At 46.1% G+C, this 15,925-nt stretch carries 17 protein-coding genes and 1 pseudogene; 13 read left to right on the top strand and 5 right to left on the bottom strand.

All coding sequences use genetic code 11. The features are described from left to right. Nucleotides 1–685 precede the first annotated feature (685 nt). Both EIZ58_RS24265 and EIZ58_RS24260 read right to left on the bottom strand, forming a co-directional pair. Nucleotides 686–1,435 carry a gamma-glutamyl-gamma-aminobutyrate hydrolase family protein gene (locus EIZ58_RS24265; protein ID WP_134703519.1) on the bottom strand — a complete coding sequence of 250 codons (750 nt, stop codon included), beginning with the start codon at nt 1,433–1,435 and terminating at the stop codon, nt 686–688. An 83-nt stretch (nt 1,436–1,518) separates the two neighbouring features. After that, complete coding sequence (locus EIZ58_RS24260) at nt 1,519–2,148, bottom strand: hypothetical protein (RefSeq protein WP_134703518.1); 630 nt, start codon at nt 2,146–2,148, stop codon at nt 1,519–1,521. Between the two features lie 184 nt (nt 2,149–2,332). On the opposite strand from EIZ58_RS24260, the gene EIZ58_RS24255 reads away from it, so the two are divergent. Both EIZ58_RS24255 and EIZ58_RS24250 read left to right on the top strand, forming a co-directional pair. Beyond that, a complete protein-coding gene (locus EIZ58_RS24255) occupies nt 2,333–3,007 on the top strand; it encodes a response regulator transcription factor (protein WP_134703517.1) in 675 nt (224 codons plus the stop codon). After that, nucleotides 2,997–4,343 (top strand): sensor histidine kinase, encoded by a 1,347-nt coding sequence (locus EIZ58_RS24250; protein WP_134703516.1) that lies wholly within the window; start codon nt 2,997–2,999, stop codon nt 4,341–4,343. The genes EIZ58_RS24255 and EIZ58_RS24250 overlap by 11 nt, the downstream gene beginning before the upstream one ends. 57 nt (nt 4,344–4,400) lie before the next feature. On the opposite strand, the gene EIZ58_RS24245 is transcribed toward EIZ58_RS24250, so the two are convergent. Beyond that, nucleotides 4,401–7,151, bottom strand: a complete 2,751-nt coding sequence (locus EIZ58_RS24245) for a DEAD/DEAH box helicase (protein ID WP_134703515.1) — start codon at nt 7,149–7,151, stop codon at nt 4,401–4,403. Next, nucleotides 7,148–8,680, bottom strand: a complete 1,533-nt coding sequence (locus EIZ58_RS24240) for an SWIM zinc finger family protein (protein ID WP_134703514.1) — start codon at nt 8,678–8,680, stop codon at nt 7,148–7,150. The genes EIZ58_RS24245 and EIZ58_RS24240 overlap by 4 nt, the downstream gene beginning before the upstream one ends. Before the next feature lie 140 nt (nt 8,681–8,820). Between EIZ58_RS24240 and EIZ58_RS24235 the strand changes: the two genes are divergently transcribed. The 7 genes from EIZ58_RS24235 to EIZ58_RS24205 all read left to right on the top strand — a co-directional run bounded on the left by EIZ58_RS24235 (nt 8,821) and on the right by EIZ58_RS24205 (nt 13,843). Continuing rightward, on the top strand, nt 8,821–9,282 hold the full coding sequence (locus EIZ58_RS24235) for a DinB family protein (protein WP_134703513.1): 462 nt from the start codon (nt 8,821–8,823) through the stop codon (nt 9,280–9,282). A gap of 16 nt (nt 9,283–9,298) precedes the next feature. Continuing rightward, the gene (locus EIZ58_RS24230; protein WP_134703512.1) at nt 9,299–9,775 is read left to right on the top strand and encodes a glutathione peroxidase; all 477 of its coding nucleotides are present in this window, start codon (nt 9,299–9,301) and stop codon (nt 9,773–9,775) included. Beyond that, nucleotides 9,772–10,257 (top strand): translation initiation factor IF-3, encoded by a 486-nt coding sequence (gene infC, locus EIZ58_RS24225; protein ID WP_134703511.1) that lies wholly within the window; start codon nt 9,772–9,774, stop codon nt 10,255–10,257. The genes EIZ58_RS24230 and infC overlap by 4 nt, the downstream gene beginning before the upstream one ends. A gap of 131 nt (nt 10,258–10,388) precedes the next feature. Further along, the gene (locus EIZ58_RS24220; RefSeq protein WP_134703510.1) at nt 10,389–10,715 is read left to right on the top strand and encodes a nucleoside triphosphate pyrophosphohydrolase; all 327 of its coding nucleotides are present in this window, start codon (nt 10,389–10,391) and stop codon (nt 10,713–10,715) included. A gap of 124 nt (nt 10,716–10,839) precedes the next feature. After that, nucleotides 10,840–11,376, top strand: a complete 537-nt coding sequence (locus EIZ58_RS24215) for a hemerythrin domain-containing protein (RefSeq protein ID WP_134703509.1) — start codon at nt 10,840–10,842, stop codon at nt 11,374–11,376. A 122-nt stretch (nt 11,377–11,498) separates the two neighbouring features. Beyond that, nucleotides 11,499–12,050 (top strand): thioredoxin family protein, encoded by a 552-nt coding sequence (locus EIZ58_RS24210; RefSeq protein ID WP_134703508.1) that lies wholly within the window; start codon nt 11,499–11,501, stop codon nt 12,048–12,050. Between the two features lie 98 nt (nt 12,051–12,148). After that, entirely contained in the window at nt 12,149–13,843 is a 1,695-nt protein-coding gene (locus tag EIZ58_RS24205) for a formate--tetrahydrofolate ligase (RefSeq protein ID WP_134703507.1), read from the top strand. Nucleotides 13,844–13,907: 64 nt separating this feature from the next. On the opposite strand, the gene EIZ58_RS24200 is transcribed toward EIZ58_RS24205, so the two are convergent. After that, nucleotides 13,908–14,153: a hypothetical protein gene (locus tag EIZ58_RS24200; protein WP_134703506.1), complete on the bottom strand. Its 246-nt coding sequence runs from the start codon at nt 14,151–14,153 to the stop codon at nt 13,908–13,910. A 183-nt stretch (nt 14,154–14,336) separates the two neighbouring features. Here EIZ58_RS24200 and EIZ58_RS24195 point away from each other — a divergent pair, with 183 nt between their 5' ends. The 4 genes and pseudogenes from EIZ58_RS24195 to EIZ58_RS24180 all read left to right on the top strand — a co-directional run bounded on the left by EIZ58_RS24195 (nt 14,337) and on the right by EIZ58_RS24180 (nt 15,867). Next, entirely contained in the window at nt 14,337–14,945 is a 609-nt protein-coding gene (locus tag EIZ58_RS24195) for a molybdopterin-dependent oxidoreductase (RefSeq protein WP_134703505.1), read from the top strand. Nucleotides 14,946–15,029: 84 nt separating this feature from the next. After that, complete coding sequence (locus EIZ58_RS24190; RefSeq protein ID WP_134703504.1) at nt 15,030–15,212, top strand: hypothetical protein; 183 nt, start codon at nt 15,030–15,032, stop codon at nt 15,210–15,212. 15 nt (nt 15,213–15,227) lie between these two features. Next, nucleotides 15,228–15,569: pseudogene (locus EIZ58_RS24185) on the top strand (hypothetical protein); the annotation flags it as partial. Nucleotides 15,570–15,594: 25 nt separating this feature from the next. Then, nucleotides 15,595–15,867: a hypothetical protein gene (locus EIZ58_RS24180; RefSeq protein WP_134703502.1), complete on the top strand. Its 273-nt coding sequence runs from the start codon at nt 15,595–15,597 to the stop codon at nt 15,865–15,867. Nucleotides 15,868–15,925 lie beyond the last annotated feature (58 nt).

Genomic DNA, 15,925 nt, shown 5'->3' with positions numbered 1-15,925 from the left:
AAACCCGTCGTTTGATGCCCTCCAAGCGTGCTGAAGCCCGGATTTGGGCACCAAACCCGTCGTTTGATGCCCTCCAAGCGTGCGAGGGCGTGGATCAGGGCACCAAACCCATCGTTTGATGCCCTCAAAGGCTGCTGAAGCCCGGATCAGGGCACCAAACCCGTCGTTTGATGCCCTCCAAACGTGCTGAAGCCCGGATCAGGGCACCAAACCCGTCGTTTGATGCCCTCCAAGCGTGCTGAAGCCCGGATCAGGGCACAAAACCCGCCGTTTGATGCCCTCAAAGGCTGCTGAAGCCCGGATCAGGGCCCCAAACCCGCCGTTTGATGCCCTCCAAGCGTGCGAGGGCGTGGATCAGGGCACCAAAGTCGAGGTTTGATGCCCTCCAAGCGTGCTGAAGCCCGGATCAGGGCCCCAAACCCGTCGGTTCTCCGTCTTCGACCCCATCATCATGACCTTGATAGACCGTTGTCGAGAGAAGCATCCACCTCTACCATGACCTAATTCTCACTTTTGTGTATCTAGAGTTCCCTTCACACACTCAATCTCTCTATTCCATCACTCACGTACGTTTAGCCCCAATGATGTTATCATTGGGGCTAAAGTGCATATGCGTACCCTCATTCTATTAGCCTCCCACCTGGCCAGCGCCGGCCCCCAACGCCCAGCCCTCCATCCCCTTCCATCACTTACACCGATCAATAAAGTGCCTAAAAAGCGGGAGGTACGAAGCATCATGATGGACCATCATTTCAGGATGCCATTGGACTCCGATAATGAAGCGCTGTGGATCCAACCCTTCGATTCCTTCGAGTACACCATCAGGAGATGTCATGGTAACGCGCAAGTTTTCCCCGAGCTCCTTGATGGCTTGGTGATGGAAACTATTCACACGCAATCCAGTCTCATTGTAGATCCCATGGAGGATGGATCCCTCTACAATCTCTACTGGATGGGTGGGATGATGCTTGGGCGAATGTTTAGGAGCATGATTGAGGCTTCCGGCTCGTTCTCTTTCAAGGTCTTGGTATAGAGTTCCGCCATAAGCGACGTTTAGTAGTTGACAGCCGCGACAGATCGCCAGGATTGGGATAGTGGTTTGCTCGATTACCAATCTAAGTAACTCTAATTCATGGTGATCTCGCTCAGGGTCTGTAGCACCCAATCCGTAGCGGGGAAGTTCGCCGTATGTTTGAGGGTCTAGATCATGCCCACCGGAAAAGAGAATGCCATCTAGCAGAGGCACCAATCGAGCTGCTGTAGCTGGATCTCGCGTAATCGGAAGGATGAGTGGAATGCCTCCTGCTTTTTCAACCGCTTGGATATAGTCGTCTGCAAGAATTTGCCACTCTTGATTTTTAGCACCTATTCCTTCGTTTGTTCCAATCTGTTCATTGGTTGAATAGTTGGCTGTAATGCCAATGATGGGTTTCATAGTAGAGCCTCCAAAGCCGTGGTGTAGCAAACATTGAACTTATCATACCACGGCTAAGAAAGGACTTGAACAGCTTCGTTAACTTACTTACCAGTCCACTTTTTTTCGACCATTTCGGCCAACCGTTCCTTATGCTTTTGGGAAAGCTTTTCGATGAGCTCCTCTTTGCTGATTCCTTTTTCTGCGGCAATTTCAACCAGGCTCTTTCCTTCCTTGAGCTTAGCGCGCAGTTCGTCCACTTTCATGCCGAGTAGGGTTGCTGTATCTTCAATATAATGGTGCCCCTTATGCTTATGTCCTTTTCCTTTATGACCCAACCATCCTTTTTGCTCTACATGTTTCGGAATGTGCTCCCCTAGGTATGCTTTCTTCTCATTGGCCTGTTCCTGCGTTATCTTCCCTTCTTTTACGGCCTCATCTATACGACTGGAAGCTTCATTGAGGAGAAGGTCGATGACCTTTTGTTTCTCCACGCCTTGAGCAGCGGCAATATCAGTTAGGGATTTTCCGGCTTTAAGCTCCTGATGGAGAGTAGCACCATCCATCTTAAGTAACCTTAGCAGCTCTTGATTATCCTGGATATGGGCTTTATGCCCGTGAGGGTGCTCAAAAGCTACTGCCTGACCACTGTAATGAGTTGTTGAAGCCAAGCCGGACGTTGCCATCACAAGAACGGCAAATCCAGCCAAGCTAAGTGACACTAATTTTTTCATACGTTTTCACTCCTTATCAAAATGATGTTTGCTACACCTTTAATGTTCACAGGAAAAATGAAAATTTGGTGAAAAATAACCTGTTTTTGACATTTTTTATATGATGGGCAAAAAACTATGGTTTTCATTCTTTTTTCACCAAAGTCAGTTATGATGTAATATTAAAGAAAGGGGGCTTTTCGCATTGAATATCTTGTTGGCTGAAGACGATATGAGACTAGGTGAATTAATCGCTCATTTATTAAAGAAAAAAGGTGGCTATTACGTAGAGTGGTTGACTAAAGGGGATGAGGTTTATGCGCATGCCATGGAGTCCCACTATGATGTCTTGATTCTAGATTGGATGATGCCGGGTGAGGAAGGAGTTGCGATTTGCAGCAAGCTTCGCAGGAGGGGCTATAGCGGTGCCATTTTAATGCTGACTGCTAAGGATTCTTTAGAGGATCGCATTATTGGCTTGGATGCTGGTGCAGATGATTATTTAGTCAAACCCTTTGAGATGGATGAGCTTCTTGCGAGGGTACGGGCACTATCTCGTCGCAATTTTGCCCCTTTACAAGAACAAATGGTAGAACTCGATACGATGAAGGTGAACCTCACGAATCGAACCGTCGTTAATGGTGAAGAGGAAGTGGCGCTTACCCCGCGTGAGTTTCAATTGTTGGAGCTCCTGATACGTAATAAAGGACAGGTGTTATCTCGTGAGATCATATATGATCGCATATGGGGGTATGACGCTGATGTATCCATGAAAACCATTGATGCAACCGTAAAGCTATTGCGCAAAAAGCTTCAAGGTAATCGTGAGAAAGACTGGATTCAGAGCATTCGGGGAGTAGGTTATAAGCTTGAAATTTAAAAAGAGAGACTTATTTATTCGTACACAGAACCGATTAACCTTGCAATATAGTGTCTTGATCATGATCTTTATTACGCTATTTATTGTTATCGTTTATTTTTTAATGAGAATGATGGTTAGCTTTGAACAAGAGCGCCTTCTGTTTTCTAATACAGATCAACAACTTAAGGTGATTCAAGAGGTGTTTAAAGACAAAAAGGTGAATCAGCAGGAACTAGAGCAGTTAAGCACCATAAGGGAAAGTGGCAATCAATTCTTTTACCTTGTCCTGGCACCCAACGGCAGCCTACTGTTTGGAGACTCTTCGATTCCCCGAATTCAGCCGCGAATTGCGCGTCTCCTTGAGGGATGGGCACCTGAACCCTATGAAATACGATACGATAAACTCATCCTCTCTGCTCCTCCTCGAAGAGGACCCCAACCCGTTCCTCCTGAACGAGAGCTGCGTTTCATGATGATGGGCGTGCCCATCGTAGAAGGTGGACAGGTAGTCGGATATTTTTATACAGGAAGAGATATTACTTTTGTTTACGAGCTATTGAATCGGCTCATGATTATTCTCGTTGTGCTCGGCATCCTGTTTTGGGGAGTAGGTCTCCTGCTCAGCTACTTTATGTCAAAGAAAGCGATGGTCCCTATTCGAGGCTCTTTTCTACGACAGCGTGAATTTGTCGCCGACGCATCGCATGAGTTGCGAACACCCTTAAGTATTCTGCATACGTCTTTAGATGTTTTAGAGATGGAGGACGGAGAAAAGCTATCCGATTATTCACATAAAGTCCTGGACAATATGAGGGACGAAACGAGACGGATGACCAGCATGGTAGGAGATCTGTTGACACTAGCCCGTTCAGACTCTGGATCCCTGGGGCTTTCTTTTACAAGGTTTGATTTAATTCCCCGGATCCAGCAGCTGATTCAATCCGCCAACACACTGGCAAAAACGAAAAAGATTGACTTACAGTTAGAATCGCCTGTTTCCTTTATGGTACAAGCAGATGAAGAAAGGCTAACGCAGCTACTCTATATTCTTTTGGACAATGCCATTAAGTACACTCCAAATGGGGGGAAAGTCAGCTTGAGGGTTACTCCTGAGCCGCAGCATGTGAGACTGATTATCAAGGACACGGGCCTAGGGATCCCAGAAGAGGAACAGTCACGCATCTTTGAACGATTTTATCGTGTAAATAAAAATCGTTCACGAGAGATGGGGGGTACGGGCCTGGGGTTAGCGATTGCCAAATGGATTGTTGAGGCTCATGAGGGAAGCATTGAGGTTTCCAGCCAGCCAGGTGAAGGGGCAACCTTCACCGTGAGACTGCCGACGGCCAAGTAACAGGAAAAACTCCAGTTCATCCGCTTGGGATGTTAACTGGAGTTTTGTTTTATGCCCCTAACTCTCTGTCACCCAGTCTCGCTGCAAGGTTAACAGCTCCTTCAATTCTTCTCCTGAAAGCTCAGTAATCCACTGATCCCCAGAACCAATAATTTGCTCGCTAAGTCCCTTTTTTCGCTCCATCATCTCATCGATTTTTTCTTCAAGGGTACCGAGAGTAATAAATTTGTGTACCTGAACGCGACGAGACTGGCCAATCCGATAAGCGCGGTCTGTCGCTTGGCTTTCGATGGCCGGATTCCACCAGCGATCAATATGAAATACATGGTTGGCTGCGGTTAGGTTCAGCCCCGTCCCGCCGGCTTTTAGGGAGAGGATAAAAACAGATGCGCGCTCTTCTGGAACCACATCTGCTTCCTGAAAACGCCGAATCATCTCATCTCGCTTTTCTTTAGGAACGCCTCCGTGCAGGAAGAGAGCCCTTTCTCCCAATTCTTGTTCTAAGCTTTGCTGCAGCAGGTGACCCATTTCAACGTACTGAGTGAAAATGAGGCATTGGTCACCTTCCTGGCGGAGTTCATCGACCATCTCGAGCAATCGCTGGACTTTAGGTGAGCGGTCATCCTTCGCCCGTTCGCGTTCTTCTTTCAGAAATAGACTCGGGTGGTTACAAACCTGCTTCAGCTTGGTAAGAGAAGCCAGGATCATGCCTCTTCGCTCCATCGGTGTCGCGGTTTCAAGCTTCTCGAACATTTCTTGCAGCACGGTTTCATACAGAGAGGCTTGTTCCACAGTTAGGGCTAGGTATTCTTTCATTTCTAGCTTATCCGGCAGGTTGAGTTCAATGGCAGGGTCCGTCTTGACACGACGAAGTAGAAAAGGGCGGACCATACGCTGGACCTGTTCAATTAGACTGGTGTTCTGCTCTTTTTCAATGGGACTCACGAATCGCTGAGTGAACTCGCGAAGAGAGCCCAAGTAACCCGGGTTAATGAAATCAAAGATAGACCAAAGCTCGGTGAGCCGATTTTCGATCGGAGTTCCGGTCATGGCAATTCGGTGGTGGCTGTTGAGCTGGCGTGTTGCCATGGCTTGTTTCGTATAGGCGTTTTTAATGTTCTGTGCCTCGTCTAGGCCGATTGCATTCCACTCGATAGACTGAAGCTCTTCTTGGTCCAGATGGGTAAGCGTATAGGTAGATAAGACCACATCAACACCAGCTAGGGCTTGTTGAAATTCTTCGCCTTTTTTGCGCCTGGAACCATAATGGGCGTACACCTTTAAGGATGGTGCAAATCGCTTTAATTCCTTTTGCCAGTTGCCCAACACGGACGTCGGACAAATTAACAAGGAAGGAGGGGAATTCGGTTCATTTTGTTTAACGGCTAGGAGGTAACTAATCATTTGTACTGTTTTACCTAGCCCCATATCATCAGCTAAGCACGCCCCCAGTCCGAAACGACGAAGAAACATGAGCCAAGAAAATCCTTCCACCTGATAAGGCCGAAGGGTAGCTTGCAGAGACGCAGGCGGTTCGAGAAGAGGCAGAGACTGGATGCTTTGCAGTTGATGGAGCATAGATAGAATCGAACCATTCAGCTCGACCTGCAGCTCATTATCAGGCTCTTCTTCCTTCTGGAGAAAATGGGCTTCCAGAACCTCTCCAAGGGTAATACCTTGCTTTTTTTCGACTCTGCGCACAAGGTTTTGCAGCTTTTCAAGCATGGAGGCGTCCAGTTGGATCCATTGTCCATCGACCTGGATCAGCTGCTTTTTCTGTTTTAGGATCTCGGCGAACTGCTCTTCCGATAAGGATTTATTTCCAATCGACAGCTTCCAGTTGAAATCCATGAGCTGAGAAAGACCCACGGAACTTGGCCCGACCGTTGATTGAATGTTCGCAACTAAACGGGGCTTACGCTTCTCAACATGCGCCCACCAGGAAGGGAGGAGTACGCAAACACCTGCTTCTACGAGGCGAAGACTTCCTTCCGTCAAAAAAAACCAAGCCTCTTGATGGGTTAACGAACGATCCAATTCCTCCCAAGGGAGCAGCTCCTTCATTTTTTGCACCGCTTGTTCAGCGCGGCGCAAATATTCATTCCATTCTGGTGGAACATAAGGCAGTTCATCGGGGTAAGCATAGAGCTGCTCTGCTACCTGTCGGTTCGAAAGAACGACGCGAAGCTTCCAGTGGTCCTGTTGATCCGGTTCAAGCAATTGAAGCGCAGGACGAAAAGGGGCAGGATCTTCTTTCCACCCGATCGCAATCTGCCACTCTTCTTCCGTCCAAGCCTCCCGCTGGTCGAGACTGATCTTGAGAAGGGGATGTTCTTTGAGCGCTTGCCATTCACTTGGATTGGTTTCCTGCAGCCAGGCTTCTCCCCATTCTTGAATAAAGGGTGGTGCTGACTCCACGGATACAGGAAAAACCCACCCCCATTTTCCTTCCTGCCACTCCTTGAAATGAGGGTAGTAGGATTTTTCCTCTAGTATATTTCTTAATTCCGGTGCGATGGCTCGGATGCTTGATGCTTCCTCGTTCCATTGAAGATCCTGGTGGGCAAGCGGAGTGGGAAAAGAAAAGTAGTCAAGCGCCATCGCAGGAGAGAGCAGAATACCTTCCCATCCTCCAAAATTATGAATATCCAGGAAGGTCCCGTAAAAAGAAGCTTCATGCCAACTAAATAACCTTGTTTTCAGTTCGAAGGGATCGACGGCATACCCTCTCTCATCTCGGGCCCAGACAGCGAGTCCTTCTCCCGATAACCATTGGGCATGTAAGATTATGGTGCGACTGCTTCTCATGGAATTAACTTTCCTTTCCGTAGTTCTTCGTGCAAAGCTCGCAAGCGCTTATGTCGATCGGCGAGCTGAGAGATAAAACTCTCAAAGCGCTCTTGTTGCTTTAACCGTTTATAATAAGTCCGAAGCTTCTTTAGGAGTCTTACGGCATCCTTATATCCTGGACGGTTCTTTTCTCGTATCGATCCTTCCACAGCTCGGTGATAGAATGGGAGTAAGGCCGGTAAGTCGGCTCCTTCAATTTGCTTGAGCGTTTCCTTCGGAACCTGGAAAGGGGTGAACCCTTCCGCTAAGTGAAAATCAATCCAAGCCGCGTATTGCTGTCGACGAAGAAGGTAGTCCGTATAATAGCTTAGACTGCCTGGCAGGAGAGATAACAGGACCTCCAGCCATCGCTCATCATCAGGATGTTCATCAGCCCATAGGGACCAGTAACGTAAAATAAGATGCAAATCACGACGAGAGGCTTCCTTTAGGTAGGGATAAACCCAGTTCAGCCACTCCAGCATGCGTACCCAATTCTGCTCATCCACCATCATCCTGAGGTAGAAGTGAAACATCTCAAGGTCCTTTGCCGTCATGATCGGAGAAAGGTACCGGCGCGCGGTTTCATCATGTTCTTCTATTAGCTCGAGATGGGCCAGCGCAAAGCGTAAGGTCCGCTTCTGCAGAAGGGGCAAGGAGGGATGGTTCCATAAGCTTTCTAAGCGCAACCGCTCCTGCTGAAAGGATTCATTATCCTGCAGGAAATGTGACCAAGCAAAGCGATAAACCGTGAGCCAGTCCACATTGACTAGGTCCGAGGACAGCATTTGCAAGGTCAGTTGGGAAGCCCATTCTCTTCTTTCATCTAACGTAAGCAAGCTCTCTGGGCTACCAATGTCTTCTATTAAGATCTTGGTAAAATAACGAGTGGCATCTTGCACATAGCGATTGTTGGCATAAGATGCACGAGAGCCTTGCTCCTCAATTTTTTGTAGACAGAAAAAAAGCAGGTAAAGTCGATACAGATATTGATTAGATGAGGACCATCCTTCTGCGTGAAGAATCATCTTGTCATAGAATCTTTGGTACTGAGCGGTAAGATCATAGGAATAGCCTGAGAAGATCTGTGAAAAAGATTGCTCATAGGCTTGCAACCAATGGTCCGTTGTATCCTTCTCCGCAATGACCTCAACTTCAGAAAAAGGGATGGCGCTTGCATTATGGCCATTCCCTGACAAAAAGAATTCCAATGGATCACCTTCAGCGGATAAGGCTTGACAAAGTGTTGCTATGATATGTTTACAGATTACGCCATAGGGGCAAGAACATTCGCTGTTGAAAAAGTGATTCAGGTCAAGGAAAACCCGATAGGATTTCGTCCCTTGAACCACGGCTTCCACCGTATGGTCAGGATGCGACCACAACTCGGTGACTTTCCCGCGTTGGTAGTAGTTGAGACCCCTCTGTAAAATCACTTCATCGACCGCTTCGAGGGCCATTTCAGCGGTATGAAAAATTTTATCTTTGTCTAGTTCATGATTTATCATGGTTTCTTCCTCCACAAGGAAAAAGGTGCGTCTTATTACGTATACTTTATCAGAAAAAAGCAGGGCATGGAAAGGTAGAAGCGTTTCGAGCCGTTTTTAATATGGTAAAATAGGAAAAAAGAAGAAAAGAGGAATGATACATGGAGTTTATATGGAATCAATTAGCTTTTGTCCGAGGCGCAACACTAAAGGCCGTCGAAGACTTGGAAGAAGGTCAGGCAGACATTATTCCTCAAGGATTTAATAATCATATTCGCTGGAACTTAGGTCACATCTATCTCGTACAAGAAAAGTTTGGCTTGGGTTTTGCTGGAGAACCTATGCGGTTGCCAGAGGGTTTTGAGAGCTTGTTTGGCAATGGGACGAAGCCTGCCGATTGGAGGACTCCTGCACCACCTCTTTCTCAAATCGTGGACTTGCTCCAGGAACAGCCTAGGCGTATGGAGGAAGCCTTAAAGCATCGCCTAGCCGAACAAGTAGCCCAACCCTTTACTACCCGGAGCGGTTTAACCTTGTTGACGATTGGTGAGTGTGTGAATTTCACCCTCTATCATGAAGGGATGCATTTTGCCTCGATGAAAGCTATTCGGCGCTTAATATAACGGGAGGGGGTTACAGATGAGCATATATTCGTTCTCAGCCAAAACTCTACAAGGACAGGATATGTCGTTAGTCCAGTTCCAGGGTAAGGTCATCTTAATTGTCAATACAGCGAGCAAATGCGGCTTTACCCCGCAATACAAGGGACTTCAAGAGCTTTACGAGCAATATAAGGATCAGGGATTCGTTGTTTTAGGCTTTCCCTCCAATCAGTTTGGGGCCCAGGAACCGGGCAGTGAAGACGAAATCGCCCAATTCTGTGAGCAGAATTATGGTGTTTCTTTTCCAATGTTTGCAAAAGTAGAGGTAAAAGGGGACCAAGCACATCCTCTGTTTACCTACTTAAGTGAGAGGGCACCCGGCATTCTTGGAACGAAGCAGATTAAATGGAACTTTACAAAATTCCTTGTGAATAAACAAGGAGAAGTAGTTAACCGTTTTGCACCCAACACGAATCCACAGTCGCTGCAAAAGGAGATTGAGTCTTTATTATGATTAAAAATGAGAAAATCAAAGCAAGTGAAGTTCAACTAACCGGCTTGAACGGAGAGGATCTAGGAATTGTACCAACGAAAACGGCCCTTCAAATGGCAAAGGAACAACGTGTCGACTTGGTTTGCTTATCCCTAAACGCCAGTCCGCCTCCATGCCAGCTTGTGGGTTCAGCAGAGTTTAAAAAACAACAGGATCAAGACAAAAAGAAAGAGCGGGTAGCTGAAAAAGGGATTAAAACAAAGGAAATACGGTTAACCGCCTTTATTGAAGATCATGATTATGATACCAAGAAAAGACAAGCAGAGCGGATTTTAAAAGGTGGAGATGCCGTCCAGTTTGTGGTTCGTTTGGAAAAAAAGGAGAGCAAGGAAGCAACAGCCCTCGTCGAGCATCTTGTACAAGATTTAAAGCATTGCGGCAAAAAAGAAAAAGGAATTCAAGTCAGCGGTAAACAGGTGGCTGCTGTGTTATTGCCATTGTAGATGTATACAAGTTCAGCTGTTGATGCTCGTCGACAGTTTTTTATTTTTCTAAATTTTTTGACACATAGTTCTTCTAATTTTGCTATACTGGAATTAGTATCTAATTTTCTTTAGGCAAGAAAGGAGCCCCAATGCCGATCTACAATAAACTCGTACGGGATCGTATTCCAGAGATCATTGCCAGGTCAGGAAGAACATTTACGTTGAAGGTATTAGATGAAGAGGAGTATAGACGAGAGCTGCAGAAAAAAGTCCGGGAAGAGCTTGCCGAATATATGGGAGCTCTCTCCAACCAAGATGCATTAGAGGAATTGGCTGATATGTTAGAGCTCGTTCATGCTTTAGCTTCTGTACATGGGTTTACTGTAGAGGAGCTAGAGGAGGTTCGCAACGAAAAAATGGAGAAGCGTGGCGGGTTTCAGGAACGGCTGTATTTGATTGATGTAGAGGATAGATAGAATCATCTAATATCATGCACTCCTCCATTGAGAGGAGTTTTTTTGTCTTGGGGTGATCGTTATCACTGAATACTTTTATCATCTCCCTTACACTAAGATTATAAATCGTTGAGGAGGGATAAGGATGAATTCAGTATTTGGTTGTGGACATGCAGTGGAAAACCAAGAAGTAACGCTTTGTAAAGCACTACAACAGTTAAAAAATGAACATGGACCCTTACGGCAGCAGATGGATGCATTCTTTGTTAAGGCTAAGCAAGTAGTTGAGCTAGAGGAATCCAACAGCAGCATCCTAGGGGAAATGACAGAACTAAGAAAACTAGTGGTGGAATTCGAAAGGCAGCTGGGGCCTCATTCTGAGCGTGAAGAGGGCATTTTATTCCCGGCTATGGTGAAATACATTGGACGAGAAACAGGTCCCATTGCTGTCATGGAGTATGAGCATGACCAAGCGAAGAACAACTTAGCTTGTTTTCTAGCAAGTACGGAGGAACTAACCGCAGGTATGGATTATCGAAATGTCGCTCATTACGCCATCCAAGCCTATTTGATTTTAACCGATCATTTTATGAAGGAGGAACGTGTCCTCTTTCCCATGGCTCAGCAAATCTTAAGCCACGAAGAGAAAAAAGAGCTGCTACATCAGTTTGTCAAGAGCTAGAACCCATTAGTTTTGGGTTCTTTTTTATTTATTAGGGCATTGAGACTAGCGCAACAAGTCATTACACAAAAAGGAAAGATAAGGATATAATTGAGATGACATAACTTAAGGAGGGATTAGAAATGACATTACAAGCGTGGTTTGAAAAGGGCATGACCTTCGAACAATATCGCTCAAGCATGAAGGTAAATCAACAAGAGCTGACAAGAGTTTATGAGGGCTTGGAGCTTCTGCAAAAAGATTTAGCTTTTTTACAGGAACTGCGTGAGCGCAATTGGCGAGGAGTTGTACTTACCGCTGACTGGTGTGGAGATGCTGCGCTCTGCGTTCCAATCCTGCAGCGGATGGCTGAGGAAGCGAAGCTCGAATTGCGATATCTCATCCGTGATGAGAATCTGGAGCTGATGGATCAATATCTTACCAATGGAACAGCCCGCTCGATCCCGATGTTTATTTTCATCAACCAGGACGGAGAGGAAGCCCGAGTGTGGGGACCCAGATCTCCTGAGGTGCAAGCCATGGTGACAGAATTGCGTGCAGGACTTCCAGCCGCAGATGCACCTGATTTTGCCGATAAGCAACAGGCAATGTATCGCCAGTTTAGAGAAAAGATTACGTCCGAGCCAGCAATTTGGGAAACGGTTGTAAACAGTGTGAAAGAGAGATTAACTTAAATATTAAGCAGCCGATCTAATACAGCATGAGATCGGCTATTTCTTCTTTCTGAAATAGGGCATACTCTTTCTGATATCAAGAAGTAGGAGGCTAGTTTATGAGCAGCGTCAAGTTGACTCCATCCGATATTGAAATAGCATCCAATGCGAAGATGAAACCGATTACAGAAATTGCACAGGAGATCAAGCTAGAAGAAGTGGAGTGGGAGCCGATTGGGCGTTATAAAGCCAAACTAGATTTGGAATTATTGAAAAGACGGAAGGATCAAACAGATGGCCATCTCATTCTCGTAACGTCTATTAATCCTACCAGTGCTGGGGAAGGGAAGACGACGGTGACGGTCGGTTTAGGTGACGCTCTTCAACAGCTGGGCAAAAAATCCGTTATTGCCTTGCGGGAGCCGTCTTTAGGACCTGTTTTTGGGATGAAGGGAGGAGCGGCTGGTGGGGGGTATGCGCAAGTCGTCCCAATGGAAGATATCAATCTTCATTTCACAGGGGATTTTCATGCCATTTCAAGTGCACATAACCTATTGGCAGCGCTAATTGATAATCATATCCAGCAAGGAAACAGTCTAGGAATCGATCCGCGCCGCGTGGTTTGGAAACGTGTCCTAGACATCAACGACCGGGCATTGCGGGATATCATTATAGGGCTGGGTGGAAAAGCAAACGGGGTGCCGAGAGAGGATGGCTTTGATATTACCGTAGCCTCAGAGATAATGGCCATCTTATGCCTCGTGGAAGGGGTGGAGGAGCTAAAGCAGGCATTATCCCGCATGCTTATCGGATACACCAGTGAACAGACACCGGTGCACGTTAGGGATCTTAAAGCAGAGGGGGCTCTTACGGTCCTTCTGAAGGATGCCATCAAGCCCAATCTTGTGCAAACCCTGGAAAATACGCCAGCACTCATCCACGGTGGGCCGTTCGCTAATATTGCGCACGGGTGCAACAGCTTGCTCGCAACGAAAATGGCGTTGAAGCTAGGGGAGTATGTAGTTACGGAGGCCGGATTTGGGGCGGATCTGGGTGCGGAGAAATTTATACATATCAAAGCTAGAAAAGGGAATTTGCGTCCTTCGGCCGTTGTAATTGTAGCAACGATCCGTGCGCTTAAGCTGCATGGCGGGGTGGCTAAGAGCCAATTGGCTCAAGAAAATTTGGCCGCATTGGAGGGCGGGTTTGAGAATTTAGTGAAGCATGCAGAGACGATAAGACGCTTTGGCTTGCCTTTTGTTGTGGCCTTGAACCAATTTCCAACAGACACAGACTCAGAATTACAACGTTTTCTGAAGTTGTGCCAGCAACAGGGGATTCTCGTAAGTCAAACGCAGGTCTGGGAACAGGGCGGGGCCGGGGGAAAGGATCTAGCTGAGAAGGTGGTCCAATTGGCGAAAGAAGGAGGATCTGTTGCGGATTTCCGTTTTCTGTATGGGACGGAAGATTCAGTGGAGGCCAAGATGGCGGCCATCGCCAAAGAGGTTTATGGCGCAGAAGGTGTGATTTTTAGCGATAAAGCCCAAAAGCAGATACTAGAATATGAGCAAAGAGGCTGGAGTGACCTACCCATTTGTGTGGCCAAAACCCAATACTCTCTATCGGATGATCCACAAAAAGGGGGGAGACCCGCAGGATTTTATATTACTGTACGTGAATTTAAACCTTCTTTGGGAGCGGGTTTTTTAGTAGCATTAACTGGCTCCATCATGACAATGCCGGGTTTGCCTAAAGAACCGGCCGCACTTTACATGGATGTGGATGGGGATGGAAAGATTAAGGGGTTATTTTAAGTCGCCACGCTAAACCTCCTTTAGCCGTAGAAAAAACTCCCCACGAAGTTCGTGGGGAGTTTTACTACACATACATATTATTTTCATGTCTAGCCAAATACCGGATAGACAAACACCAGCTCATGAGATCTTCTCGCTCTTTGTCTGTTTGGGCCAAGAGGATAAAGGAAGGGAAGGTACATTGATAGCGTTCTTCCATGAGGGATATCGTGCGGCGATGGAGGTTTGCGGAGTCTTCACGACGTGCCTCTTCGTAGTCTTCTTCATCCAAGTATTCGATCTCATAATAGCAATCATCATCGTAATACATGCGTGAATCCTCTCCTCATCTTAAAAGATCTGAATATAAAATCATTTTATTACAAAGGGACTAAAAATGCAAGTATGGACTTTTTTTGTCCCGAAAGAGTATTCATCAACCTTCTTTCCTTGCATCCGAGGCCTTAACCAAGTATATTTTGGGGAGCAAGGATTTCTGTTAGGGGGAAATTTGATGAGTAATAAGCTGCCTCCAGGGCAATTTGAAACCGATTCATGGCCCATTCTCCATGAAGGTGATGTATATCGATTTGAGGAGGACCAGTGGAGCTTCCGGCTTTTTGGGCAAGTAAAGGAAGAACGCGTCTTGTCCTATTCTGAGGTAATGACTCTTCCGAAGACGACATCAACGATTGATATGCATTGTGTAACCACCTGGTCAAAATTCGATACCCATTTTGAGGGAATCGCCTTCAGGGAGTTTTTGAATCTGGTCGAGTTAAACCCAGGTGTAAAATATGTAAAAATATATGGTTACCTAGAAGGACATCGTTTCGGGTACTCAGCGAACCTGCCGCTGGCCCCGTTACAAGGAGATGACGCCTTGTTCGTTTACCGATGGAAAGACGAGAATCATGAGTGGCAAGATTTATCGCCGAAGCATGGCTATCCGCTTAGATTTATTCCTCCTGCCAGCTTTTACCTATGGAAAGGCTCGAAGTGGGTATCGGGAATTGAGTTTTTAACCGAAGATGAAGCAGGGTATTGGGAAGAAAGAGGATACTCAATGACCGCTGATCCGTTTAAAGAAGAACGCTTCTCTGATCCAAGAATGAGTTTCTAGCACACTTAACAAACCCATCGACTAGCAGATGGGTTTTATTTTGTGTATGATAGGACAATATCCTAGAAAAAGGAGAGGGAAGCCTTGCTAAGATCGATGGGAAGGATGCTATTAATATTAGCCGTAGTCGTATTAACCGCGTGTGGAAACTCGAATGCAACGGATGAACCGAAGAAGGTCTTCCAGCTAAAAACGCACGAGAATCAGGAAGTGACGATACCAGGGGATAAGCCTGTTCTATTATTTTTCTTTACGACTTATACCTGAGGCACCTGCCAACAGCAACTCGTGGAGTTGCATCACCATTTAGATCACTTAGCCGAGTTTAATACTGATATCTATGCTATAAGTGTGGATGAGCCAGATGAGCTTAAGCTTCTGTCAGATGCGATTAAGAAGGAATACCCTAGAACAGACAATCTTGAAATTCAATTTTTATCCGATCCCCAGTTCCAATTGATTGGTCACATGAATATGAAAAATGTGGACGTCGCCCATCGCGGGTACGGATTGTTAGATGCATCAGGTAAACCTGTCTTTGTCCAAATTAACGACCACTTTGGCGAGGAATTTGACCAAACCGCAGAACGAATTCACAAAGAACTTGAAAGGCTACAGAAATAAATCATTCCAAAGTAGGTGAAGACTTATGAAGCTAACGGACAGGCAGTATGAGAAATTGGCCGAAGGCGGGTCCAGACGACTTTTTGATTTTGAAGGCTACCGTTTACTCGATACGATGGATGCAGAAGACAACCAGTCTTACATCATGATTAACTATGATGAGGATGAGTTCTATTCGATTTCTTTACAAGAGGCTTATGGTTTATTGGCTTTATACGTAACGGCACAAAATGGGGAGATCCTCGAGGTAGCCATAGCAGAAGCTATTGAACAAGTTTTAAAAAAGCATAAGGAATAAAAGGAAAAGCTGTCCCTTGATGAATAGGGGCAGCTTTTTAATCATATGTACAACAAAG

The sequence above is a fragment of the Ammoniphilus sp. YIM 78166 genome (genome assembly GCF_004522215.1).
Taxonomy (GTDB): domain Bacteria; phylum Bacillota; class Bacilli; order Aneurinibacillales; family RAOX-1; genus YIM-78166.
The sequence above is the reverse complement of the archived record's forward strand: the minus strand, read 5'-3'. Positions and strand labels throughout refer to the sequence as shown.